This window comes from Synechococcus sp. CCAP 1479/10, from assembly GCF_019038515.1.
Classification (GTDB): Bacteria; Cyanobacteriota; Cyanobacteriia; order PCC-6307; family Cyanobiaceae; genus Cyanobium.
Genome location: NZ_JAFKRJ010000006.1, coordinates 141,789 through 164,555, shown reverse-complemented (window position 1 = coordinate 164,555; position 22,767 = coordinate 141,789). Strand labels below are relative to the sequence as shown.

The following is a 22,767-nucleotide window of genomic DNA, read 5'->3' as shown; positions in this document are numbered from 1 at the left end:
CAACCTACCGGGGCTCTGGCTCCTCCCCGCCCGCCTCCAGTGGCTGCCAGATCAGGGGCCCGAAGCGGGCCACCACGGCCCGCAGGCCATCGAGTTCGCGGCCGCTGCGGCCGCTGAAGCCCAGCACCACACAGTCCTCGGGCACCGTCCAGTCCACCGGGCGGTCGCCGGCATCGCCGCCGCCGCCGATGCGCTGGCCGTCGCTGCTGCTGAGGAACAGCCTGTCGACGCGGCTGCCGCTGAGGCCCTCGATGCGGCGGATCGTGACGCCCTCCGGCAGCTGCAGGACGCCCCGGTCGCCGCCGCCGCCGCCGCCATGGACCTCCGGCCCGAGGGGATCGCCCTTGCCGGCATAGCCCAGCCGGATCTGGTCCACCCGGGAGCCGGTGCGCAGCCCCACCTCCACCAGCCGCTGGCGCCGGCGGATCGCGTCGGCCCGCCCGGGGAAGGCGAAGGGGGCGCCTCCGTTGCCCCCCATGGGCAGCTCCTCGGCCAGGGTCACGTTCAGTTCCGGGCTGCCCGCCGCCAGGGACGGCAGCGCCGGGGCCTCCAGGGGGGTGGCGGCGGCGTCCCAGTAGGCGGCCCGGCAGGCGTCGATGGCCCGGCGATCGGCGGCGGCGGCGGCGCGCCGGACGGCCAGGGTCGGGTCCGGCGCTACGCCGTAGAGGCGGTACGTTTCCGCCACCCAGTCCATCTGGCGGATCAGTCCCACCACCTGCTCGCGACGCTCCAGCAGGCTGTCGCCCGCGTCTCCGCCGCTGAACAGCCGCCGGTTGGCGGCCACTGGCTCGAAGGCGGCGCCGATGGCCGGCACTGTCTCGTAGCCCCGCGTCCGCACCCTGATCAGCGCCGGCTGATCCAGCGGCAACCGGGCGAAGTCGTGGGCGAAGGGGATCAGGGAGGCGGCGTCCGCCGGCGGCTGGGCCCTGGTGCCGCTCACCTGCATCCGGAAGCCGACGTTCACCGCGGCGCTGCGGGCGACCGTCGTCACGGTCTCCACCAGGGCGGGGTTAAGGGTCAGGCCGCCCAGGCCCACTGCAGCGCCGATCTGCCGCTCCACCAAGCGGGCCTGCTCCCGCGACTGGGCGTAGAAGGTGAACACCCCATGGCACTCCCCGCCCACCTCCGCCGCCGCCACGAAGCCATCCCCGTGCAGGCCAACGAAGGCCTCGAGCTCGGCGGCGCCGGCCGGCACCGCCACCCCCTCCAGCAGCCGGGTCTGGCCCACCTCCACCGCGGCGCTCACCTGCCGCGCCCACACCACCAGCGAGAGGCTGAAGGCGGTGGTCTTCAGGGTGTCGCGGAACGACCGCTTGGCCTGCAGCAGGCTCAGGGGACCCAGGCCGACCCCCAGGGAGGTGCCGTTGTGCAGCGAATGCACCAGCTCCTCGCTGCTGCGGCAGAGCTGCCAGCCCACCGTGCTGCCGCCGCCCGCCGCCAGCACCGTGCCACCCACGGCCGCCTCGAGGGGTTCGCCGGGGTCGGCGACGCTGTGGCGCCCCCGGAACAGGGCCCCCCGGGCGACCTGCAGCGCCAGCTCCGACGGGTCAGCCATGGCGACACGGGCAGAGAACCCAACCCTAGGCAGGCTCGATACGGTGGCCCCATGGACCCGCTCTGGCTGTCGGATCACCTGCTGAGCTGGCTGCGTTCGCCGCTGGGGGCGCTGGCCTTCGTGCCCCTCTATGCCCTGTGGGTCACCCTGCTGCTGCCGGGGGTCTGGGCCTCGATGCTGGCCGGGGTGCTCTATGGCCCGGTGGCGGGCAGCGTGCTGGTGTTCGCCGGGGCCTGCCTGGGGGCCCAGGCGGTGTTCCTGCTGGGGCGCGGCCGCTGGCGGGGCTGGGCCCGCCGCCGCCTGGCCGGTGCGCCGCGGCTGCAGGCGGTGGAGCAGGCGGTGTGCCGCCAGGGCCTGGTGCTGGTGCTGCTCACCCGCCTGTCGCCGGCCTTCCCCTTCAGCCTGCTCAACCTGGCCTACGGCCTCAGCGAGGTGAGCCTGCGCGACTATTCGATCGGCCTGATCGGCATCCTTCCCGGCACCGTGCTGTTCTGCGCCCTGGGGGCGGCGGCCGGGGATCCGCGGCGCTTTTCGGCCCTGCTGGCCGGTCCGGCCGATGGCGTCACCTGGGCCCTGCGGCTGCTGGGGGTGGCGGCCACCCTGGCGGTGGTGCTGCTGGTGGGCCGCCAGGTGCGTCTGGCCCTGGAGGAACGCGGGGTAGCCTCCCACGTTGCGATGCAGGCCAGCGATGGTGACGGCCGAGACTCCCCCCCACCCCAGCGTCGGCGCCTGCCCTAACTGCGGCGGCCAGCACCTCACCCCGGTGCGACAGGTGCGGGTCAGCAAGGCCCATGTGGCGGCTGAGCTCGCCCACTGCACCAGCTGCGACTTCCTGTTCCTGGCCGATCCCACCTGGCTGGACGTGGCCTACGAGGAGTCCTTCTACGGCGACACCGGCTACGTCGACCGCAACCTGCATGCCTCGCGGCTGCTGCGGCTGCTGCTGGTGATCGGCCGGCTGGGCCGCTTCGGCGCCAGCGAGCCGGGCTGCGACCTGGGCACGGGCCTGGGCATGTTGCCGCGGCTGCTGCGCGACCACGGTTTCGATTTCCACGGCACCGACGCCTATGCGGCCATGGAACTCATCCGTCCTTTCTGCGGCCCGCCCGGCGATGGGCCGATCGGCTGCAAGACCGCCTTCGAGGTGATCGAGCATGTGCCCTGCACCCCCGACTTCCTGCGCCAGGAGGTGGGGGCCACGCCCCTGTTCGTCTTCTCCACCCTGATGCGCCGGGAGGGCGAGATCCCCGGGCCGGACTGGTGGTACTACGCCTTCGGCAACGGCCAGCACATCAGCTTCCACAGCCGCCGCAGCTTCGAGGTGGCCATGGAGCAGGCGGGGATGGATCCGTCCTGGCTGGTCTGCATCGACGGCCCCGTGCATGCACGGGCCCTGCATCTGATCGCCCCTTCGGCCCGCTGGCGGCGGGCCTTCCGGGTGGCCGGCGCTCTGGTGAACCGGGGCCTCGACGGGCTGCTGCTGCCCTGGCTGGAGCCCCTGGTGGGGCTGCGCACCCGCATCATCCCCGACCACACCATCGCCATGGAGCGGCTCAGATCTGCCGCAGAGCGTCAGCCTTGTCCTTGAAGTCGCTGAGCAGCAGCTGCAGGTAGGTGACCTTGCGCAGCTTGACGTTGGCGGTGAGGGACATGCCCACCTGCAGCGGCAGCACCTTGCCGCTCTTGAGCTTCAGCTGCTGGGAGTTGAGCCGGATGTCCACCGGAAAGCGGTAGAAGTTGTCGATCTGATCCGGGGGCAGGGCATCGGAGCCGATGCGCCTCACCGTGCCCTGCAGCACGCCGAAATCGGTGGCGGGGAAGGAGTCGATGCTGATGTCGGCGGCCTTGCCCACCGAAACGAAACCGATCTCCCGGCTGGGCACCTCCACCCGCGCCTCCAGCTTGTCGAAGGGCACCACCTTCATCACCGGTTCGCTGGTCTGGGCGACGAAGCCGCGGGAGCGGGACTTGAGCTCGAACACCACCCCCGACTCGGGGGCCCGGATCTCCTGGTACCGGATGTTGACGTTGAGCTCGGTCAGCTTGCTGCGCAGATCGGCCAGTTCGCTCTGGATCTCGCGGACGCCCTGCTGCAGGATCGCCTGCTGGCGCAGCCGGTCGACCTGGGTTTCCTCCAGCTTGCCCTGCACCTCCTGCACCTTGTTGCGCTGGGAGAGGTACTGGAGTTCGGCGGTGGCGCCCTCCTTGTTGAGGGTCTCGAGCCGCCCGAGCACGTCCTTCTCCAGGGTCAGGCTCTGGCGCAGCACCCGCTGCTCGGTGTCGTTGAACTGCAGGTAGCGGTCGAGCTCCACCTGCTTGAGCCGCAGCTGCTGCTGCTTGTACCGGATCGTCTGCAGCAGGCTGCGCTGGCGGTCGCGGGTGGCCTCGGTGTCGAGGCGCAGCAGCACCTGGCCCTTCTCCACCCGCTCGCCCTCCTTCACCAACACCTCGTCCACCACGCCGCCGACCGGCATCTGGATGTCCTTCACGGCGCCGATGGGTTCGAGCTTGCCCGGGGCGGTGACGATCTCCTCGGTCTGGGCGAAGGCCAGCCAGCCGAGGCCGAACAGGGTGACCCCCATCAGGGTCCAGGTGATCGAGCGGGCCCAGAAGCGGGACTGCTGCAGCACCACATCGTCGCTGTCGGTGTGGATGCTGCGCTCGAGGCCGTTCTGGGCCCGCCGCAGCAGGCCGGCCGGAGTGGGCAGGGGAGGACGTGCCATCAGCCCGCCTCCTGCTGGCGATACAGCGCGAAATAGCGGCCCTTCAGGGCCATCAGTTCGTCATGGGTGCCGGTCTCGACGATGGCGCCCTGGTGCATCATCACGATCAGGTCGGCGCGGCGGATGGTGGAGAGGCGGTGGGTGATGAAGAACACGGTGCTCTGGCTCATCGCTTCGCGCAGGTTGTCGCACACCTGGCGTTCGGTGTCGTAGTCGAGGGCGCTGGTTGCCTCGTCCATCACCAGCAGCTGGGGCTGGCTCAAAAGGGTGCGGGCGATGGCGATGCGCTGGCGCTGGCCGCCGGAGAGGGAGGCGCCCCGTTCCCCCAGGGGGGTGCTGTAGCCGGCGGAGAGCTCCATGATGAAGTCGTGGGCGCCGGCGATGCGGGCGGCCTGCACGATGGCGTCGCTGGGGGCCTCCGGGTTGGTGAGGGCGATGTTCTCGCTGATGGTGCCGGAGAACAGCAGGGGGTCCTGGGGCACGATGCCCACCTGGCGGCGCAGGGAGTAGAGCTCCACCTTGTCGATGTCGTAGCCGTCCACGAGGATGCGGCCCTTGGTGGGGGCATAGAGGCGGGGGAGCAGTTTCATCAGCGTGCTCTTGCCGCTGCCGCTCTGGCCCACGACCCCGGTGAAGGTGCCGGGGGGCACATGCAGGCTGACGTTGCTGAGCACCTCCGGCCCGCCGGGGTTGAAGCGGAAGTCGAGGTTCTCGAACACCACGTCGCCCTTCACCGGTGGCAGGGGGATGTGGCCGCGGTCGGCTTCGCTCGATTCCTCCGGGGTGTCGACCACGTCGGCCAGCCGCTCGAACGAGACGCGCAGCTCCTGGATGTTCTGCCAGATCGAGGAGAGCCGCAGCAGGGGCTGGGTGACGTAGCCGCTGATGATCCGGAAGGCGATCAGCTGGCCCAGGGTGAGTTCCCCCTTGAGCACCAGGGTGGCCCCCACCCAGAGCACCAGCAGCTGGGAGAGCTTCTGGAGCACCGAGCTGGTCTCGTTGAGGAAGGTGCCGGTGATCGTCTTCTCGAAGGTGCGGGAGATGTATTTGGCGTACATCTCCTGCCATTTCCAGCGGCTGACCATCTCCACGTTCTGGGCCTTCACCGTCTGGATGCCGGTGAGCACCTCCACCAGGTGGCTCTGGGTGCGGGCGTTCTCCTCGGCCGCCTGGCGGTACTGGCGCCGGAACAGGGGTGCCCCCAGCAGGGTGAGCCCCACCTGGATGGGCAGCACCGCCAGGGCGATCAGGGTCAGCAGCCAGCTGTAGACCGCCATCACGATGATGTAGATCACCGAGAAGGCGGCATCCAGCAGGGTGATCAGGGCCTGGCCCGTGAGGAAGTTGCGGATCTTCTCCAGCTCGGCGATCCGGGTGCCCAGCTCGCCGACGGGGCGCTTGTCGAAGTAGCCGAGCGGCAGCCGCAGCAGGTGGTCGATCACCTCGGCGCCGAGGCGCAGGTCGATGCGGTTGGTGGTGTCGGTGAACAGGAAGGTGCGCAGCGAACCGATCACCCCCTCCATCAGGGTGACCACCACCAGGGCCATGCCCAGGATCTGCAGCGTGTCGAGACTGCGCTGGGAGATCACCTTGTCGATGATCACCTGGATCAGCAGGGGGTTGGCCAGGCTGAACAGCTGGACCACGAAGGAGGCCAGCAGCACCTGGAGCAACATGCCCCGGTAGCGCTTCAGGGCCGGCCAGAACCAGCCCGGACCGAAGGTCTGCTCCGGGGTGTCGATGCTGCGCTCCAGCAGCAGCAGCTCCAGCCCCTCCGGGTACTGCTCGGCGATCTGGGCGGGGCTGAGGTGAACCCAGCCCTCCGCCGGCGAGGCCAGCCGCAGGCCGGCGGCGTTGCTGGCGGTGGCGATGGCGAAGCCCTCCTTCCACGGCACCAGGCAGGGGGTGATCAGCCGGGTGGCGGAGGCCGCCGGCACCTTGGCACCGGTGACCAGCAGGCCGAGCATGGCGGCGATCTGGCCGCAGAGCTGCAGATCCGGCGGCTGGCCGCGGCGCATCTTGTCGCGCAGGATCTTGTCCACCGCGTCGCGGCGGTAGGGCAGCTCCAGCAGCTTGCCGAGCATCTGGAAGCAGGCCAGGGTCTCCTCCAGCGGACCGTTGCCCCGCACCAGGGTGAGGTGGCGGTCGGCCCGCTCCTGGCCCAGATCGAGGCTGCTGGGCTGGGCCAGCCCGCCGGCTTCGGCCTCGATCGGTTCGCCCGGGCCGCCGGCTTCGGCGCCGATCGGTTTCGGCGCCGGGTCCTCTGCGGGGGCGGGGGCGAGGGCCACCAGGCGCAGCGGCAGCGGCGGGCGGGCCTGGGGCAGGGGCTCCGTGGGGTTGAGCACCGAGCCGATCGCCAGGTCGGGAACGTTGGCGCTGGCCAGCAGCAGTTCCTCGCCGTCCAGCAGGGTGACGGCCCCATCGTCTGGCGACACCGCCCGTGCCCGATGGCGCAGGCGTTCGAGCTTCTCCCGCCACAGGGCCGGATCGAAGCGGCCTGCGGCGGCCCCCTCCCGCTGCAGCAGCAGCTGGTGCAGCTCCGCCGTCCACAGGTGGCGGCCACACCACTGGCGCAGGCCGTCCTCGGCCAGCAGCAGCTCGAGCATCACCGCGTCGGGGATCGCTGTCGCCAGCAGGTCGGAGGCGGCGCTCACCGGTTCGATCCCCTCGGCCCGCAGCAGCGAGGCCAGCCCCACGACGGCGCCGGGTCCGAGGCGCTCGATGGTGAAGGGCCGACCGTCCCGTTCCGCCAGCAGGCGTGCATCCCCCTCAAGGAGCACCAGCACCCGGTCGCCGATGTTGCCGGCGCTGCTGAGGTCCTCGCCGACACGGAAGCGGCAGGGCCGGGCCTCCGCCAGCAGGCGCTCATGGCCGGCGGCGGAAAGGCCGTCGAAGGGCGGCAGGGTGAGCCAGTCGGTGCGCCCCGGGACGGTGGAAGTCATCGTCCCTGCCCCTGGCCCGGACGCAGCCGCAGGGCCACTTCCTGGTCCACCCATTCCTCGAACAGCTCCCGGGCCATCCGTTTCTGCATGGCGTCGTCGAAGCTGGCGGATCGGAGCGTTTCCAGCCGCACCACCAGCCACCAGCGATCGATGCGCAGGGGCGGGTGCAGCTGGCCCGGGCGGCTGGTGCGCAGGAGTTCGGCCAGGGAGGGATGGGCCTGCAGCAGCGGGACCGGACCCACCACCCCCCGGGTGGAGCGCTCGGGCCCCTTGGCGTAGGTGGCCGCCAGCTCGGCGAAATCGGCTTCCCCCTCGGCGATGCGCAGGTAGAGCTCCCGGGCCAGGGCCCCGTCCTCCACCCGCAGCAGGCTGTAGATCACCTGGTCCAGCTGGTTCTTGCGGGCCAGGTAACGCTGCTCGGCCCGGTGCAGGAAATGCTCCTGGCAGTGACGATCGATCCTGGCCGGCAGCTCGGCCTGCCAGAGCACGTCGGCCTCCGACAGCTCATGGCGCTGCAGGTGGGCCCGGAGGTCGTCGGCGGAGCGGAGGCCGTGGCTGGCCCCCCACTCCTGCTGGGCCTTCTGGCGCTCCTCCTCCGCCAGGGTCACCGCGGCCACGGCCGTGGCGATCACCGACTGGCGCAGCAGGGGAATCAGCAGCTGATGGCGGGCCAGGTGGCGCCGCAGCTCCCCGGGGATCTCCGGCAGCGGCTCCACCTGCACCACCACCGGTGGCCCGGAGGGACGCGCGGGCGGATCGAGGCTGATGTCGTGATCCAAGGAAAGGGCGACGGCCACGGGATCGGCTAACACCCGGGCATTCTGGGGCTGAACCGGCGATTCCCGATGTATCGGCGGCAGGATCAGCCGTAATACCGGATCGGCCGGTCAGGAGCGCCGCACGATCGGCTCGGCGCGCACCACGCTGCCGAGGAGCAGGAACAGGGCCTCGATGCTGCCCACCCGCGTCACTTTCTGGAACCAGGCATTTTCCCCGTAGATCAGCTGGATGAGGGCGGCCTCCGTTTCCTGGGCCGGCATCTGGAAGCTCAGCCCCAGCAGCGGCAGCTGGCGCAGGCGGCCGGACCGCATCAGGCGCACCGGCAGTTCCAGGTGGAACTGGGGCACCCGCAGCAGGCCCTCGGTTTCCTTCCCTGTGGGGGCGGCGGTGTTGAGCACCAGGCTCGCCCCCTGTTCGGAGACGTCGTTGGTGGTGCCCCAGTACTCCTTGCCCCCCAGTTCCAGGCAGGCCGCCAGTTCCAGGGGGAAACGGTCGGCCTGGCGACGCACCGGCTTGTCGATGCAGGCCAGCAGACAGATGAACATCAGCAGGCCGTTGTAGAGGTTCCAGCCCACCATCAGGCCTTCCCCCTCGAAGACGGATCGGGACCAGCGGATGTCCAGCAGGGGCAGGCCGTAGTTCAGCACCAGCACACCCACGAACAGGAACAGGTAGGTGAGAAAGGGCCAGGCGAATCGCAGATCCAGGATCTGTTTCTGGCTGGTGACGTCCTTGTTGGTCACCAGGCTGCCCACGGAACGGAAGGGCCGGAACAGAATCTGCGACAGCCTCCTCAGGGCCGGGAAGCAGAACAGGGCTTCATAGACTTCCGTCCAGAAATGGAAGTAGTGGCCGTTGGTCTGCCAGGAGGGCAGGAAGTAGAGCATGATCACGAACGGCAGGCCGTAGGCCAGGTATTCCACCGGCGGAGCGGCGATCAGGGTGAAGCCGATCAGCATCGACAACAGCGGGAAAACGATGTAGACGGCGCGAAACAGGGGTGTCAGCAGACTGAGCAGGAGATTCAGATAGAAGACCTTCTGCCAGACATTCAGCGTCTTCCAGATCGGCAGTTGCTTGGGAGACGTGAAGACCTGCACATTGCCCTGCATCCAGCGCAGCCGCTGCTCGAGGTAATCGCGGAACGTGCGGGGCACTTCGCCCAGGCTCAGCACCTCATCGAGGTAGATCATGCGCCAGCCACGGGTGAGCAGGCGGGTGCCCGTCTGGTTGTCTTCGACGATGCAGTGGGTGACATAACCGCCGATGGACTCCAGGGCCGATCGCCGGGCCAGGTAGGAGGTGCCGCAGCAGACCACGGCATTGAACGGATCCCGGATCACCTGGACGTAACGGAAGAAATAGTCCATGTCGTCCGGCACCAGCACATCCAGCCCGAGGTTGCGGTTGTGAAAATCGGAGTTGAAGTAATGCTGTGGCGTCTGCACCAGGGCAACCTCGGGATCCTTGAAGAAACCCACCGTGCGGTCGAGGAAGCGGCTGAAGGGAATGAAATCGCAATCGAAGACGGCGATCAGCTCGCCCTTGGAATGGGCCAGGGCGTAGTTGAGATTGCCGGCCTTGCGGTGCAGGTTGTCGGGCCGGCTCAGATACTGCACCCCCAGCTCGGCGGCCAGGGCGGCAATGGCGGGGCGGTGGCCATCATCCAGAACGTAGATGGTCTTGTTGGCGTACTGGATGTTGCGGCAGGCCATGACGCAGCGCCGGATCAGTCGCTCGGATTCGTTGTAGGTGGGAATCCACAGGTCCACGCTGGGCTGCTGTTCCTTTGCCCAGGCCAGGAGCTGGTCCGCCTGGCGTCGCCGTTGCTGGGGCCTGTACCGGAGGGAGGGGTAGAACTGCAGCGCCGATGTCAGCAGGTAGGTGACCTCGCAGAGGAAGAAGACGAGGCTGAAGAACAGGCTGACCGGGTGGGCCGTGTTGATGGTGGTGGCGCGCCAGATGAAGTAGCGGATCGTGAAGACCGACAGCACCACGTTCACCAGCAGATAGCTGGAGGGCCGCCTGGGCAGCAGGTTCACCCCCAGGCAGATGCCGATCGCCAGGGCCAGGGGCAGCAGCACGTCGACCCACACATCCCGCACCTGCCAGAGCTCCGGCAGGACCCGGAAGCTGAGGGGATTGAGCAGCCCGACCGCCACCACGGACACCTGCAGGTTGGCCAGCAGCACCGCCATCACCAGGCACCCCGCCGAGAGCAGCAGCACCATCCAGACCCAGGGCGAGATCCTCGAGCGGCCCTGGGGATCCGAAAACGCATGCAGGAACTTCATCGCTGGAAGCTGACCTTCGCCGTGAACCCCACGTAGCAGAACTCCCCCGGAGGGGCCGGGAAATCGTTGAGGATGCGGATCTTCACCTCGCTCTCCCTGGCCAGGTTGATCGGCACCGGCGTGGGGGCCTCCTCGCCCAGCTGGGTGCGGCCGATGCCGGAGCGGATCCCCACCACCTCACCCCGCAGCTTGTCGCGGCTGCCCACCAGCTCGATCCTGGCCTTGCTGCCCAGGCGGATCCGGTTGAGGTCGTTCTCCGCCACCGTGGTGGTGAGCCAGCGCTGGCTGCAGTCGATCATCTGGATCACCGACTGCATCGCATCGACGGAGTCGCCCCGCTGGGCCCCCAGCTGCCAGATCACCGCCTTGCGGGGGCTGACCAGGCGGGCGCGGCTGCGCTCCTGCCATTCCTTGCGGGCCACAGCCACCTGCTGCTCCAGGCCACTCACCTGGAACGTCTGGGTGCGCACATCCCCTTCGGCGTTCTCCAGGGCGATGGTGGCCTCCTGCAGCCGCACCACCGGATCGGAGTTGCTGCGGTTGTTGCGCAGGGTCAGTTCGTTGCGGGAGGCCTCCAGCACCGCCGCCTGGCCGGCCAGCTGGGCCTCCAGGCCCCGCACCTCCCGGGCCCGCTGCAGTTCGGTGGTGCGGGCCCGGTCGACCACGTTCGCGGCCACGGCACCGGCGCGGAACAGCTCCTCCTGGCGCCGGGTCTCCCGCTGGGCGAAGGCCAGTTCCTTGCGGGCGCGATCCAGGGCGAAACCCAGGTTGTCCCGGTCGCCCTGGTCGCGGGCCACCTCCAGGTTGCGCTGCTGGCGGGCGTCCTGGGTGAGCCGCTCCACGAGCTTCTGGCGCAGGTCGCGGCGCGTCCGCAGTTCCTGGAGCCGGCCCCGGGCCGTCTCCAGATCCGTCTCGAGGGCTGAGAGGGCATCCCGGGAGGCCCTGGGGTTGACGATGATCGCCAGGGTCTGGCCGGGGCGGACCTCCACGCCCGTCCCCACGTTGAGGCTTTCCAGGGTGCCGGTGACCGGACTCCTCAGCACGATCGGGGTGGCATTGATGACCGCGTCGCGGGAGCGGGCGGTGAAGAAGTTGATCACGATGGCCAGGGCCGTGATCAGCAGCCCCGCCGAAATCAGCAGGATGGTGAGATCGGCCCTGCGGGAGCTGGGAATGGCGTCGTCGCCATCCGTTGGGGCGATGTCAGGGGCGGCGACATCCATGACCTGACCGGCAGGGCCGGCGGATTCAGGCTCACTTGTGCCCGCGGCGGATGGGGGCATCCCAGCGTTGGATGGAAGACACTCCATTCTAACAGCGCCGGATTTTTTTGCTTCGATAAGACCTATCGATTGGTTGTGAATCTGTCAGCAGCCGGCTCTCCTGAGGCCGCCCATCTGAGCCGCTCAGCGCTTCTCGAGGGCCGCCTGAATCGTGGCGGTTGCCGGTTTGGGTTGGTTGTCTTCATCGAAGGGCAGGGGCCGCTGGGGCAGGCCATCCGCCCGCGGCATGAACGCATTCAGCCAGGTGGTGCGATCACTCAATCCCCAGGTGGTGATCAGCTTCAGGCGCGGTTCCGGCAGGACCGCCGCCAGGAAGGCGCCATACACCGCCGCCACGGCCCGGTCCCGCTCCGGGATGGCCGCCGGCAGTTCCCGGTCGTTCACGTCCAGTTCGGTCACGAGGATGTCCAGGTCCAGGGCGGCCAGCTCCTTCAGGAAGGCGGGCAGGGTGCGGAAGGTGGTGGGTCCGCTGCCGTTGGCATAGAGATGGGCCTGCAGACCGACGGCGTTCAGCGGGACGCCGCGCTGCCGCAGCTGCCGCAGGAGCTTCAGGAGGGCCTGCCGTTTGCGCGCCGTCTTGGCGTCATCGCCCTCCAGCCCGTACTCGTTGATCACCAGGGCCGCCTTCGGGTCGGCCTGGTGCGCCAGGGTCAGCGCCCGGGCGATGTAGTCGGGGCCCAGCCGCTCCAGCCAGAGGCTGCGGCGCAGGCCCGTGCCGTCGTCGGCGATCGGTTCGTTGACCACGTCCCACGACGGCAGCTGGCCGCGGTAGTGCCCCACCACCGTGCGGATGTAGGTCGCCATGGCCCGATCCAGCGCCGCCGGCGGCAGGGCCTTCACCCAGGCCGGCAGCTGCTCGTGCCACACCAGGGTGTGGCCCCGCATCGCCAGACCCTGCTCGCGGGCGAAGGCCAGCAGCCGGTCCGGGGCGCTGAAGTCGAAGCGGCCGGGCGCGGCCTCCACCCCATCCCACTTCAGCTCCGACTCGGGCACGATCAGGCCGCTCTGCTCGCCCACCAGGCGGCGCAGACCCGGATCCCGCAGCTGGTCATTGGTGACGGCGGTGCCCCAGCGCAGCCCGCGCGCCGCCGCCAGCCCCTGCAGGGTCGGGGCCGCCCCCGGCGGCAGGGCCCGGGCCACGCTCCAGCCCAGGGCCGCCACCACGGCGATCACGATCAGTTGCCGACGTCGCATGGAGCGGGGCGGGGGGAGGGGCGCCCCCGTCACTCTGGCCGGCCATCCCGGCGCCGTCATCCCAACGGGAGGCTCAGGCCGGATCCTCCGCCAGCAGCGCCCGCAGGCCGTCCTCATCCAGCACGCTCACCCCCAGGGACTGGGCCTTGGTGAGCTTGCCGCCGGCCTCCTCACCGGCCACCACGTAGCTGGTCTTCCGGCTCACCGAGCCGCTCACCTTCCCCCCGGCCGCCTCGATCAGGGCCTGGGCCGCGGACCGGCTCAGGGAGGGCAGGGTGCCGGTGAGCACGAAGGTGAGCCCCGTCAGGGGCGTCGCCGCCGGCGGCCCCCCATCGCCGTCCCCGTCCGGCTCCGGCGCGGCGGCCAGGGAGAAGCCCAGTTCACCCAGCTGCTCCAGCAGCAGCCGGTTGGCCGGCGTGGCGAACCACTGCCGCAGGGACTGGGCGATCTCGGGGCCGATGCCGAAGACCTCCGTGAGCGGATCGGGGCCCTCGCCGGCTTCGCCTGTCAGGGCGGCGGCTTCGAGCGCGTCGGCGCTGGGAAAGGCCCGGGCCAGGGCCTTGGCGTTGACCTCGCCCACGTGGTGGATGCCGAGGCCATAGAGCTGGCGGTGCCAGGGCTGGTGCTTCGACGCCTCCAGGGCGGCCACCAGCTTGGCGGCGGAGGTGTCCCCCATCCGCTCCAGGCTGGCCAGCAGGGCGGCATCGAGCCCGTAGAGGCCGGGGATCGACCTCACCAGGCCCCGGTCCACCAGCTGCTCGATCAGCTTGATCCCCAGGCCGTCCACATCGAGGGCCCCCTTGCTCACCCAGTGGCGCAGGGAGCCCCGCAGGATGGCGGGGCAGCCGTTGTTGACGCAGCGGGTGGCGGCCTCCCCCTCCTCCCGCACCAGCGCCGAGCCGCATTCCGGGCAGTTGGGCGGCAGCTCCAGCCGCCTGGCCCCCTCCGGCCGCAGCTCCACCAGCACCCGCACCACCTCCGGGATGATCTCGCCCGCCTTGCGCACCACGATCGTGTCGCCGGCGCAGAGATCCAGCTCCGCCAGGCGGTCGGCGTTGTGGAGGGTGGCGCGGCTGACGGTGGTGCCGGCCAGGGGCACCGGCTCGAACTCCGCCACAGGCGTGACCACCCCCGTGCGGCCCACCTGGCAGGTGAGGCGCAGCAGGCGGCTGGGGGCCTCCTCGGCGGCGTACTTGAGGGCGATCGCCCAGCGGGGCGCCTTCTGGGTGAAGCCCGCCTCCTCCTGGAGGCGCAGGTCGTCGAGTTTCACCACCACCCCATCGGTGGCGTAGGGCAGGCCGCGGCGCTCCTGCTCCCAGCGGTCGCAGAAGGCCTTCACCGCCGCCAGGTCGGGGCAGAGGGCGCAGTGGGGATTGACGCGGAACCCGGCCGCCTTCAGCCAATCCAGGGCCTGCCACTGGCTGCGGGGCACGGCAGGGTCTCCAGGGCCGGCCCGCCAGTCCTCGGGCAGGTGCAGGGTGTAGGCGAAGAACGACAGCCCGCGGGAGGCCACCACCTTCGGATCCAGCTGCCGCAGGGTGCCGGCACAGGCGTTGCGCGGATTGGCGAAGGGGGCCTCGCCCCGCTCGGCGCGCTCGGCGTTGATGGCGGCGAAGGTGGACTCCGGGATGAAGGCCTCACCGCGCACCTCCACCCAGGCGGGGGGCTGCTCCAGGTCGAGCCGCAGGGGCACGCTGCGGATCGTGCGCACGTTGGCGGTGATCTCCTCGCCCCGCTCCCCTTCCCCCCGGGTGGCGGCACGCACCAGCACCCCCTGCTCATAGCTGAGGGCGAGGGCGTTGCCGTCGATCTTGAGTTCGCCCACCATCGGCAGGGCCGGCGCCGGTGCGCCCTCCTGGGCCTCCCGGTCGAGCACCCGCAGCAGCCGGGAGTACCAGCCGTCGAGCTCGTCGTGGGAGAAGGCGTTGTCGAGGCTCAGCAGGCCGATCCGGTGGGCCACGCTGGTGAACCCCTCGGCCGGGGAACCGCCCACCCGTCGGGTGGGGCTGTCGGGCCGGATCAGCTCCGGATCGGCCTCCTCCAGGGCCACGAGCTCCCGGTAGAGCCGGTCATAGACCGGGTCCTCCATCACGGGAGCATCGAGCACGTAGTAGGCGTGGGCGGCGCGGTTGAGCAGCCGCCGCAGTTCCTCCGCCCGGGCTTGGGCCACGGCTCAGGCGGCCGCCAGCTTGGTGATCCGATCCACCCGCCAGGCCTCCTCCACCTTCACGAAGGTGAAGTCGAGGGGGAGTTCCTCCTTGCCGTCGGTCTTGAGCTTGACCGTCAGGATCACCTGGCCCTCCTGCAGCCGCGGACGGCCGGACTTGAGGTTGCGGTACTTGTTGAGCTGCAGCCCGGCCAGGAAGCGGATGAACTGCTGGCGGTTGACGTGGGAGCGGTAGTTGCGGGTGGTGAGCAGGTAGGCCCCGTCCACCTGGCCGGAGGCCACCTGGGTGAAGAACTGCTTGATCAGCGGATTGATGCCCCGGGCGCTGAGCACCAGCCGGACCGCCGAGATGGTCCAGTACAGAAGCAGGCCACCGGCTCCCGCCAGCAGGAGCTTGGTGCCGATGTCGCGGGCCAGTCCCCAGTCCATGGTGATCCCATCCGTTCGCAGCGTTGCAGAGTCTGACGGACGACCCCACCAGAATGGGCCGATGCCCCTGGAACCGCTCCTGCCCCTGTTCCACCGGCTCAACCGCGAGCACTTCGACGGCCAGCTCACCCGGGAGAACCGGCCGCTGGTGGACGTGCGCTGGAGCGACGGCCGGCTGACCCGCACCGCCGGGCTCTATCGGCGGGGGCGTCTGGCCGACGGGCGTGACCTCTGCGAGATCGTCCTCTCGAGGCCCCTGCTGGAGCCGCTGCCGCGGCAGGCCACCCTGGGCACCCTCTGCCACGAAATGATCCATGCCTGGGTGGACCGGGTGCTGGTGGCGTCGGAGGTCCATGGCCCCCGGTTCCGGGCCCGGATGGAGCAGATCAACCGGGCCCAGGACGACTTTCAGGTGAGCCTGCGGCACCGCTATCCCCTGCCGGTGGCCGCCAGCCGCTGGATCGCCCGCTGTCCGCGCTGCGACAGCAGCACGCCCTACCAGCGCCGCCGGCAGGGCCTGGCCTGCCGGCGCTGCTGCGAGCGCCTCCACGGCGGACGCTGGGATGCGAGCTGTCTGCTGGTGTTCGAGCCCAACACCGCCTAGGTTCTGGCGCAGGTGTTGGGGCCGATGGCGACGTTTCTGTGGACCCTGGAATGGGGTGGCTTCACCATTGCCCTGGTGGGGATGGGGCGGGAGCACTGGCTGTCCGGTCGGCGCCGCTAAATTGGTCTGATGCATCCGATGGATCAGGGCTACGGCCGCGAACGGGATCCCTGGGACCGCGAACCTCCCGAGCGCGACTCCCGTGAACGCGAACCCCGCGAACGCGACATCCAGCCGCGCGATGCTCGGGAGCGCGAGCTGTCCCGGCGTCCCCGTGGCGGCAGCGATCCCCTCGATCAGCGCGTTGATCGCTGGGTGACGGCCGGCCGACAGTTCGTTGAGGGGGTAGCGGGGTCGCGGCCGGGGGGCCGACCCGCCGGGCGAGGGACCGACCGTCGCTCCCAGCTGCGGCCCCGGATGGACGAGCTCGGCCGCTGGGTCGAGGGCCGCCTCGACTGGCTGCTCGACGACGGCGACGACTGGCGGGAACCCTGGCAGGAGAGTGACCGCAGTGCCCCCGGGGCTCCGGTGGAACCGCCGGCCCCGGGCCGTTCCCGCCGCCCGATGCTCGAGGCGGTCTCCCGCCGCGGCCGCTCAGGGCCGCCGCCATCGCCCGCCCCCGCCTCGGCTTCCACCGCCGCCCCTCTCTCGGCTCCAGGCTCCGGCGCGGCAGACGATGGCGACTGGCCGGATGACGCCAGCTTCACCCTGCCCCGCTGGCAGCGGCCCGAGGGGTCCGGCGAGCCGGAACCGGCCTTCCCGCCTCCGGACTCCGGCCGGCCGCTGCCCCGCTCCAGCCGCCGACGCCCCTGAGCTGGGGACACCGCCATTTCGGCGGGAAGTGGGTTAGGACTAGCTCCGTACTTGCATGGATGTCGGCCATGAGCAGCCTGGTGGTGGTTGGGTTTCCGTCCGTGGCGGAGGCCGACCAGGTGCGGCGCCAGCTGGTGGAGATTCAGAAGGAGGAACTGATCGCCCTCGAGGATGCGGTCGTCGTCGAGGCCGAACCCGACGGCAAGGTGCGCCTGCACCAATCGCTGAATCTCACCAAGGCCGGTGCCCTCGGCGGTGGCTTCTGGGGAACCCTCGTGGGCCTGCTGTTCCTCAATCCCCTGCTCGGGGCCGCCGTCGGGGTCGGCCTGGGGGCCGCTTCAGGTTCCCTGTCGGACCTGGGCATCAACGACAACTTCATGCGGGAGGTGGGAGAAACCCTTCCCCCCGGCAGTGCGGCCCTGTGCCTGCTGCTGCGCGACGCCACCCCCGATCGGCTGATCGAGCGGCTGCGGGTTCATGCGCCCCACGCCAAGCTGCTGCGCACCAACCTCAGCCATACCGACGAGGACCGGCTGCGTCAGATGCTCGAGCAGGCGAGCAAGCAGGCCCAGGCCCTGCGGCTGTCCTGACCTTCAGGTTGACGCGGAAGCTGCAGCCCCGCTGACGCAGTTCCCTGTTCACCGGCTTCACCAGGTCGCGGGGAACGTCAATGGCCATCTCCTCGGCCGAGATGCTGATCGACGGTGAGCCGTTCTGCAGGGCGCTGAGCAGATCGGCCCAGAGACTCACCATGGTGCGCTGGGCCTGGGGCACCAGCCCCAGCCGCTCCAGGTGGGGGGCGCAGCCCTGGTGCAGCCAGAGGCTGGAGTGGTGATGACCCGGCTGGGGACGCATGGCCAGGCCGGCCGCCAGGGCTTCGGCGGTGGGTTCGCCGCTGCTGCGACGCAGGCCGGAGGCCACCAGCAGTTTTCCGGTGTGCACGGCGGAGACGCCGTAGCGGCGGCCCAGTTCGGTGAGGGTGAGCCAGTCCCCTCCCGGCGGGGTCTGGGCGCTGTGGCGGTTGGACATGGGGCGGTTTCAAGTATCCGAATGCTGGCCAGCGACTTTCGAGCGTCAATTCGTCAACAGCAAACCGCCACACGGTGTTACCGAATTGATGAGTCGTTACGAACCGATTCCGCCTGGGCCGGCCCCAGCCAGCGCTCCAGCGCCGGGGAGAACACCTCCCGGATCACGGTGAGTTCCCGCCCGTGGCGAAAGAAGCGGTAATGCCGGCTCCAGAAGGGCCCCGCGTGGCCGAAACGCTCCTCGAGCCAGGGTTCCTGCACCTGACCGAAGCCATCCACCTCGCGGTACAGCTCCGCCCGCCCCGCCGAGAGGCTGCGCCAGATCGGCAGCCGGCGATCCTGCAGATGGGCCTCCGCCTCGGCCTGGTTCCACCAGCTCTCGGCCCAGCCCAGGGTCTGGGGCCCGCAGGTGAGCCACACCTGCCGCCGCAGCAGCGGCTCGGCCAGCTCGGCCACCTCCGCCGGTGCTCCGGCGGAGACACCCGCTTCGGAAGCCATGGCGATCAGTTCCACCTCCACCGGATGGCCGGTGAGAAGCTGCAGATGCCGGGTCGGGCTGCCGTCCCCCAGCAGCAGCAGCGTCCAGGGACCGCTCAACTCACCGCCGGCCGGAGGCTGGGGGCGTTCGGCGGCACTGGCCTGCCACAGGCACGTGGGAGACGGCAGCAGGCCGCCGGTGGCTTGGATCATGGCGGGCCGGGGGGCAGGTGCAGGTCAGTAGCCGTTGCTGATCGAGATGCGCCGCACCTCGCCACCCCGTTCGATCATGGCGGTGTCGCCATCGGCGGAGCGAAGGCGCCAGCCGCTGCCCCCGATCGCCTCGCCGACGCTGACGCTGGTGGAGCTCCCCCCCATCTGGAAGATCGCCGAGGCGGGGCGCCCGGCCGAGCCCACCACCCCCACCAGCTCGGGCACGGGGCCGCCACCGGCCGGGGCGGCGCTGCGTTCGCCGTAGCCCCCGCCCCCGCCACCGGTGGCAGGGGGGGCGGCGGCGGCCAGTTTCGGGCTCACCGGCACCCGCAGGACCGGCGCCCTCGAGCCCTCCGGCTGGGGCAGCTGGGACAGCTGCTCGATCCAGGGTTCCTCCGGAGGCGGGGGCAGCTGGTCGCTGGCGAGCGGCAGGACGGACGGGCCGCCGGCCAGGCTGGTCCCGGCGGCCCCGAGCGGGGCCGGGTTGGCCGGGCCGAGGCTGCGCAGCCTCTCCACCAGCAGCAGGCTGCGCTCCTGGCTGAGGGCCTGCTGCATGCGGCTGGAGTGGGTGAGGTACAGCACCGAACTGGCGACGCTGACCATGCAGACCCCTCCCATGGCCGTCAGCAGCAGGGTGTTGCGATCGTGCCGGGATGGGGCAGCGGCCGGGGAGGCGGGACGGCCCCGCAGCCGCCGCACCGGGGGGGCCAGGGGCAGGGGCGGCGGGACCTCGGCCTGGGAGGCCACGTCAAGATCGATGGTGGCCTCCGGATCGAAGACCCGGTTCATCATCTGCTCGGCCTTCAGCTCCCAGTAGGCACGGGAGGTGGGAATGCCACGCAGGGGACGCCGAGGGGAGGGGCTCATCTGCAGACCTCGGCGTCAGGCGTGCGTCACTGTAACGATGCTTCCGCGGTCTGACGAGGGCCCGGCTGTCCCCGGCGCCGCTGCAGCTCCAGCCAGAGCAGCAGGGCGTTGACGTCGGCGGGGCTGACCCCGGGAATCCGGGAGGCCTGGCCCAGGCTGCGGGGCTGGATGGCCGCCAGCTTCTCGCGGGCCTCCGCCGAGAGGGTGCCGATGGCGGCGTAGTCGACGTCGGCGGGGATGGCGCGGTCGAGCTGACGCCGCACCCGCTCGATCTGCTGTTCCTGGCGGGCCAGATAGCCGCTGTACTTGATGTCGATCTCGGCGCCGTCGCGCACATCGATCGGCAGATCCGGATCGGCGAGCCCCAGCCGCACCAGATCCTCGCCGTGCAGGCCCGGCCGGCGCAGCAGATCGGCCAGGGTGATCGAGCCGTTGATGCCGGCGCCGGTGGCGGCGGCCACGTCGGTGGCGGCGGGATCGGAGGCCTTGAGCCGCACCGTTTCCAGCCGCTGTTTCTCGGCGTCGATGGCGGCCTGCTTCTGCTCGAACAGGCGCCAGCGCCGTTCGTCGATCAGGCCCAGCCGGTGGCCCAGGGGCGTGAGGCGGCGATCGGCGTTGTCGCCGCGCAGCACCAGGCGGTACTCGCTGCGGCTGGTCAGCACCCGGTAGGGCTCCTTGAGGTCCTGGGTGACCAGGTCGTCCACCAGGGTGCCGATGTAGCTGCCCTCCCGGGGGAAATGCACCGGGTCCTGGCCCCCCAGCAGGCGGGCCGCGTTCAGCCCGGCCACCAGCCCCTGGGCGGCGGCCTCCTCGTAACCGGTGGTGCCGTTGAGCTGGCCCGCCGAGAACAGGCCCCGCACCCGTTTGGTTTCCAGGGAGGGCTCCAGCTGGGTGGCCGGCAGGATGTCGTAGTCGACGGCGTAGGCGGGCCGCAGCATCACGCAGGCCTCCAGACCCGGAAGGGTCCGCAGCAGGGCCAGCTGCAGGGATTCGGGCAGGCCGGTGGAGAAGCCCTGGACGTAGAGCTCGGGGGTGTCGCGCCCTTCCGGCTCCAGGAAGATCTGGTGGCTGTCCTTGTCGGCGAAGCGCACGATCTTGTCCTCGATCGAGGGGCAGTAGCGGGGCCCCTTGCTGTCGATGAAGCCGCCGTAGATCGGCGTGAGGTGCAGGTTGTCGCGGATCAGCTGGTGGGTGGCCGCCGTGGTGCGGGTGATGTGGCAGGCCATCTGCTCGCCGCTCACCCGGGCGGTGGGATCGAAGCTGAAGAAGCGGTCGGCGGCGTCGCTGGGCTGCTCCTCCAGCTGGTCGAGGGCCACGCTGCGCCGGTCGACGCGGGCGGGGGTGCCGGTCTTGAGCCGGTCGGTGCGGAACCCCAGGGCCTGCAGGGCTTCGGTGAGCCCTTCGGCGGGCTGCTCGCCGGCCCGGCCCGCCGCCATCGAGCGGTTGCCCACCCAGATGCGGCCCCCCAGGAAGGTGCCGGTGGTGAGGATCACGGCGCCGGCGCCGTAGACGCTGCCGAAGTAGGTGCGCACGCCGATCACCCGGGCCGGCGGGCCGGCCGGATCGTTGGGATCGCCCTCCAGCTCCAGCCCCGTGACCATCGCTTCGCGCAGGGCCAGGTTGGGGGTGTGCTGCAGCAGCTGCAGCATCTGGCGGGCGTAGAGGCGTTTGTCGGTCTGGGCCCGCAGCGCCCACACGGCCGGGCCGCGGCTGGCGTTGAGCAGCCGTTTCTGCAGGGCGGTGGCATCGGCCAGCCGGCCGATCACCCCCCCGAGGGCATCCACCTCATGGACCAGCTGGCTCTTGGCCGGGCCGCCAACGGCCGGGTTGCAGGGCTGCCAGGCGATGCGGTCGAGGTTGAGGCTGAACAGGGCCGTCGAGATGCCCAGCCGGGCGGCGGTGAGGGCCGCCTCGCAGCCGGCATGGCCGCCGCCGACCACGATCAGGTCGAAGCGTTCGGTGGGGTCTGCGCTCAGGGCCATCCCTTGAATGTATGGCGCTGCAGGGGCCGGTGGGGCGGCCGGGCACGGTCCGGCGGCCGATGATGGGTAACTGCGGTCGAGGCGCCCGCCCATGCGCACCGCCCTGGTGCTGATCGATCTGATCAACGACCTCATCCACCCCGACGGGGCGATGCCCACCTGCGCCGCCGAAGTGCAACGGCGTGGCGTGCTGGGCGCGGCCAACCAGGCCCTCGAGCACGCCCGCGCCCGCGGCTGGCCCACGGTCCTGGTGAAGGTGGCCTTCCGAGCCGGCTATCCGGAGCTGCCCGCCCACGCGCCACTCCTGGGCCGGGCGCGGGAGCTGGGGGGCCTGCGGCTGGGGCAGTGGGGCACGGAGTTCCACGCCGAACTGGCGGTGGAGCCCGGCGATCCGGTGCTGGTGAAGCACCGGCTGAGCCCCTTCCACGGCACCGCCCTGGCGACGCTGCTGCGGGCCGCCGGGATCGAGCGGCTGCTGCTGGGGGGCGTCAGCACCGCCTGGGCCCTGCAGGCGGCGGCCCGGGAGGCCCACGACCGCGACTTCCAGGTGGTGCTGGTGGAGGACGCCTGCGCGGCGGCGAGCCCCCAGGAGCACGAGCAGTCCATCGCTCAGCTGTCCCGTCTGGCCGCCGTGGTGCGGGCGGCCGATCTGGCAGGGCTCAGCGACCCTTCCTGAGGGCCCCGGCCTGCTCACCCCGGTGGCTGCAGCGAGGCGGCGTAGGCGGGATCCTCGGTGCCGAACACCCGATCCCAGAAGGTGAAATAGAGCCCGAAATGATGGCCGTGGCGGCGGTGGTGCAGGGAGTGGTGGGCGGGGCCGATCAGCCAGCGCCCCAGCCAGTGGTGGGGAAAGCTCAGCGGCAGCACCTCCAGGCCCAGGTGGTTGACCACGGCCCACACCGTCATCGTGGTGAGCACCGCCAGCAGGGTGGCGAAATGCAGGGGAATCAGCATCACGATGCCGATCAGGAACAGGGCCTGAACGACGGCTTCGAGGGGGTCGAAGGCGAAGGAGGTCCAGGGTGTGGGCTGGCGGGATCGGTGGTGCCCACGGTGAAACCAGGGGAAGAGTTTTGGCTGGTGGAACAGCCGGTGGGTGGCGTAGAAATAGGCATCCTGCAGTACCAGCACGGCCACGTAACTGAGCGGCAGGCTCCACCAGGTGTCGGCATGGATCTGGCCATGCAGGCGGGTCAGGCCCTGCTCCTGCAGCGTCATCAGCAGGGCGGTGGCCAGGGAGAAGATGGCGGCCGAGATGATGGACAGCTGGATGTCATTGAAAACGGAGACCCTGGCCTCCTGGCGCTGATAGAGAAGCCAGTGCGCGAAGCCGGCCATGGCGAGATAGCGCGCCAGGATGATGGCGAAAAAGGCGATAACATAAAACCAGAAGGAATGATGTTGCACGTATAGCTT

At 70.6% G+C, this 22,767-nt stretch carries 20 protein-coding genes; 6 read left to right on the top strand and 14 right to left on the bottom strand.

What is annotated here, in order from left to right:
- Nucleotides 1-4 precede the first annotated feature (4 nt).
- Entirely contained in the window at nt 5-1,555 is a 1,551-nt protein-coding gene (locus tag KUG39_RS02240) for a jacalin-like lectin (protein ID WP_216912448.1), read from the bottom strand.
- Between the two features lie 51 nt (nt 1,556-1,606).
- On the opposite strand from KUG39_RS02240, the gene KUG39_RS02235 reads away from it, so the two are divergent.
- Complete coding sequence (locus KUG39_RS02235) at nt 1,607-2,293, top strand: TVP38/TMEM64 family protein (RefSeq protein WP_216912445.1); 687 nt, start codon at nt 1,607-1,609, stop codon at nt 2,291-2,293.
- A complete protein-coding gene (locus KUG39_RS02230) occupies nt 2,244-3,143 on the top strand; it encodes a class I SAM-dependent methyltransferase (RefSeq protein WP_216912443.1) in 900 nt (299 codons plus the stop codon). Before KUG39_RS02235 ends, KUG39_RS02230 begins: the two co-directional genes overlap by 50 nt.
- On the opposite strand, the gene KUG39_RS02225 is transcribed toward KUG39_RS02230, so the two are convergent.
- The 8 genes from KUG39_RS02225 to KUG39_RS02190 form a co-directional block, all read right to left on the bottom strand.
- Entirely contained in the window at nt 3,109-4,278 is a 1,170-nt protein-coding gene (locus tag KUG39_RS02225; RefSeq protein ID WP_094585664.1) for an HlyD family secretion protein, read from the bottom strand. The two genes, KUG39_RS02230 and KUG39_RS02225, sit on opposite strands and share 35 nt — an antisense overlap.
- Nucleotides 4,278-7,220, bottom strand: a complete 2,943-nt coding sequence (locus KUG39_RS02220) for an ABC transporter transmembrane domain-containing protein (RefSeq protein ID WP_216912441.1) — start codon at nt 7,218-7,220, stop codon at nt 4,278-4,280. The genes KUG39_RS02225 and KUG39_RS02220 overlap by 1 nt, the downstream gene beginning before the upstream one ends.
- Complete coding sequence (locus tag KUG39_RS02215; RefSeq protein WP_353617311.1) at nt 7,217-8,017, bottom strand: peptidylprolyl isomerase; 801 nt, start codon at nt 8,015-8,017, stop codon at nt 7,217-7,219. The genes KUG39_RS02220 and KUG39_RS02215 overlap by 4 nt, the downstream gene beginning before the upstream one ends.
- A gap of 90 nt (nt 8,018-8,107) precedes the next feature.
- Entirely contained in the window at nt 8,108-10,294 is a 2,187-nt protein-coding gene (locus KUG39_RS02210) for a glycosyltransferase (protein WP_216912439.1), read from the bottom strand.
- Complete coding sequence (locus tag KUG39_RS02205) at nt 10,291-11,517, bottom strand: HlyD family secretion protein (RefSeq protein WP_216912437.1); 1,227 nt, start codon at nt 11,515-11,517, stop codon at nt 10,291-10,293. The genes KUG39_RS02210 and KUG39_RS02205 overlap by 4 nt, the downstream gene beginning before the upstream one ends.
- A 183-nt stretch (nt 11,518-11,700) precedes the next feature.
- Nucleotides 11,701-12,771, bottom strand: coding sequence for an endo-1,4-beta-xylanase (locus KUG39_RS02200; RefSeq protein ID WP_216912435.1), 1,071 nt, complete (start codon nt 12,769-12,771; stop codon nt 11,701-11,703).
- 73 nt (nt 12,772-12,844) lie between these two features.
- On the bottom strand, nt 12,845-14,941 hold the full coding sequence (gene ligA, locus KUG39_RS02195) for an NAD-dependent DNA ligase LigA (RefSeq protein ID WP_216912433.1): 2,097 nt from the start codon (nt 14,939-14,941) through the stop codon (nt 12,845-12,847).
- Between the two features lie 3 nt (nt 14,942-14,944).
- A complete protein-coding gene (locus KUG39_RS02190) occupies nt 14,945-15,367 on the bottom strand; it encodes a hypothetical protein (RefSeq protein WP_094585671.1) in 423 nt (140 codons plus the stop codon).
- 61 nt (nt 15,368-15,428) lie between these two features.
- Here KUG39_RS02190 and KUG39_RS02185 point away from each other — a divergent pair, with 61 nt between their 5' ends.
- The 3 genes from KUG39_RS02185 to KUG39_RS02175 all read left to right on the top strand — a co-directional run bounded on the left by KUG39_RS02185 (nt 15,429) and on the right by KUG39_RS02175 (nt 17,374).
- Entirely contained in the window at nt 15,429-15,971 is a 543-nt protein-coding gene (locus KUG39_RS02185; protein WP_216912431.1) for a SprT family zinc-dependent metalloprotease, read from the top strand.
- Nucleotides 15,972-16,100: 129 nt separating this feature from the next.
- Nucleotides 16,101-16,784: an RNA helicase gene (locus KUG39_RS02180; RefSeq protein ID WP_286192855.1), complete on the top strand. Its 684-nt coding sequence runs from the start codon at nt 16,101-16,103 to the stop codon at nt 16,782-16,784.
- A gap of 68 nt (nt 16,785-16,852) precedes the next feature.
- Nucleotides 16,853-17,374 (top strand): DUF1269 domain-containing protein, encoded by a 522-nt coding sequence (locus KUG39_RS02175; RefSeq protein ID WP_094585673.1) that lies wholly within the window; start codon nt 16,853-16,855, stop codon nt 17,372-17,374.
- Here KUG39_RS02175 and KUG39_RS02170 read toward each other — a convergent pair.
- The 4 genes from KUG39_RS02170 to mnmG form a co-directional block, all read right to left on the bottom strand.
- Complete coding sequence (locus KUG39_RS02170; protein ID WP_216912429.1) at nt 17,295-17,813, bottom strand: hypothetical protein; 519 nt, start codon at nt 17,811-17,813, stop codon at nt 17,295-17,297. The two genes, KUG39_RS02175 and KUG39_RS02170, sit on opposite strands and share 80 nt — an antisense overlap.
- 77 nt (nt 17,814-17,890) lie before the next feature.
- Nucleotides 17,891-18,502: a chorismate lyase gene (locus tag KUG39_RS02165; RefSeq protein WP_216912427.1), complete on the bottom strand. Its 612-nt coding sequence runs from the start codon at nt 18,500-18,502 to the stop codon at nt 17,891-17,893.
- Nucleotides 18,503-18,526: 24 nt separating this feature from the next.
- On the bottom strand, nt 18,527-19,369 hold the full coding sequence (locus KUG39_RS02160; RefSeq protein ID WP_216912425.1) for a hypothetical protein: 843 nt from the start codon (nt 19,367-19,369) through the stop codon (nt 18,527-18,529).
- A 26-nt stretch (nt 19,370-19,395) separates the two neighbouring features.
- Nucleotides 19,396-21,351: a tRNA uridine-5-carboxymethylaminomethyl(34) synthesis enzyme MnmG gene (gene mnmG, locus KUG39_RS02155; protein WP_216912423.1), complete on the bottom strand. Its 1,956-nt coding sequence runs from the start codon at nt 21,349-21,351 to the stop codon at nt 19,396-19,398.
- Between the two features lie 91 nt (nt 21,352-21,442).
- On the opposite strand from mnmG, the gene KUG39_RS02150 reads away from it, so the two are divergent.
- Nucleotides 21,443-22,027, top strand: a complete 585-nt coding sequence (locus KUG39_RS02150; protein ID WP_216912421.1) for a cysteine hydrolase family protein — start codon at nt 21,443-21,445, stop codon at nt 22,025-22,027.
- Nucleotides 22,028-22,041: 14 nt separating this feature from the next.
- On the opposite strand, the gene KUG39_RS02145 is transcribed toward KUG39_RS02150, so the two are convergent.
- On the bottom strand, nt 22,042-22,758 hold the full coding sequence (locus KUG39_RS02145) for a sterol desaturase family protein (protein WP_216912419.1): 717 nt from the start codon (nt 22,756-22,758) through the stop codon (nt 22,042-22,044).
- Nucleotides 22,759-22,767 lie beyond the last annotated feature (9 nt).

Excerpts from the sequence above, each read along its gene's own strand:
- KUG39_RS02185 (WP_216912431.1), top strand. The coding sequence starts at position 15,429 with ATGCCCCTGGAACCGCTCCTGCCCCTGTTCCACCGGCTCAACCGCGAG.
- KUG39_RS02220 (WP_216912441.1), bottom strand. The coding sequence starts at position 7,220 with ATGACTTCCACCGTCCCGGGGCGCACCGACTGGCTCACCCTGCCGCCC.
- KUG39_RS02200 (WP_216912435.1), bottom strand. The coding sequence starts at position 12,771 with ATGCGACGTCGGCAACTGATCGTGATCGCCGTGGTGGCGGCCCTGGGC.
- KUG39_RS02170 (WP_216912429.1), bottom strand. The coding sequence starts at position 17,813 with ATGTCCAACCGCCACAGCGCCCAGACCCCGCCGGGAGGGGACTGGCTC.
- KUG39_RS02230 (WP_216912443.1), top strand. The coding sequence starts at position 2,244 with ATGGTGACGGCCGAGACTCCCCCCCACCCCAGCGTCGGCGCCTGCCCT.
- KUG39_RS02225 (WP_094585664.1), bottom strand. The coding sequence starts at position 4,278 with ATGGCACGTCCTCCCCTGCCCACTCCGGCCGGCCTGCTGCGGCGGGCC.
- KUG39_RS02175 (WP_094585673.1), top strand. The coding sequence starts at position 16,853 with ATGAGCAGCCTGGTGGTGGTTGGGTTTCCGTCCGTGGCGGAGGCCGAC.
- KUG39_RS02180 (WP_286192855.1), top strand. The coding sequence starts at position 16,101 with ATGCATCCGATGGATCAGGGCTACGGCCGCGAACGGGATCCCTGGGAC.
- mnmG (WP_216912423.1), bottom strand. The coding sequence starts at position 21,351 with ATGGCCCTGAGCGCAGACCCCACCGAACGCTTCGACCTGATCGTGGTC.
- KUG39_RS02150 (WP_216912421.1), top strand. The coding sequence starts at position 21,443 with ATGCGCACCGCCCTGGTGCTGATCGATCTGATCAACGACCTCATCCAC.
- KUG39_RS02235 (WP_216912445.1), top strand. The coding sequence starts at position 1,607 with ATGGACCCGCTCTGGCTGTCGGATCACCTGCTGAGCTGGCTGCGTTCG.
- KUG39_RS02205 (WP_216912437.1), bottom strand. The coding sequence starts at position 11,517 with ATGGATGTCGCCGCCCCTGACATCGCCCCAACGGATGGCGACGACGCC.
- KUG39_RS02210 (WP_216912439.1), bottom strand. The coding sequence starts at position 10,294 with ATGAAGTTCCTGCATGCGTTTTCGGATCCCCAGGGCCGCTCGAGGATC.
- KUG39_RS02165 (WP_216912427.1), bottom strand. The coding sequence starts at position 18,502 with ATGATCCAAGCCACCGGCGGCCTGCTGCCGTCTCCCACGTGCCTGTGG.
- KUG39_RS02190 (WP_094585671.1), bottom strand. The coding sequence starts at position 15,367 with ATGGACTGGGGACTGGCCCGCGACATCGGCACCAAGCTCCTGCTGGCG.
- KUG39_RS02240 (WP_216912448.1), bottom strand. The coding sequence starts at position 1,555 with ATGGCTGACCCGTCGGAGCTGGCGCTGCAGGTCGCCCGGGGGGCCCTG.
- KUG39_RS02160 (WP_216912425.1), bottom strand. The coding sequence starts at position 19,369 with ATGAGCCCCTCCCCTCGGCGTCCCCTGCGTGGCATTCCCACCTCCCGT.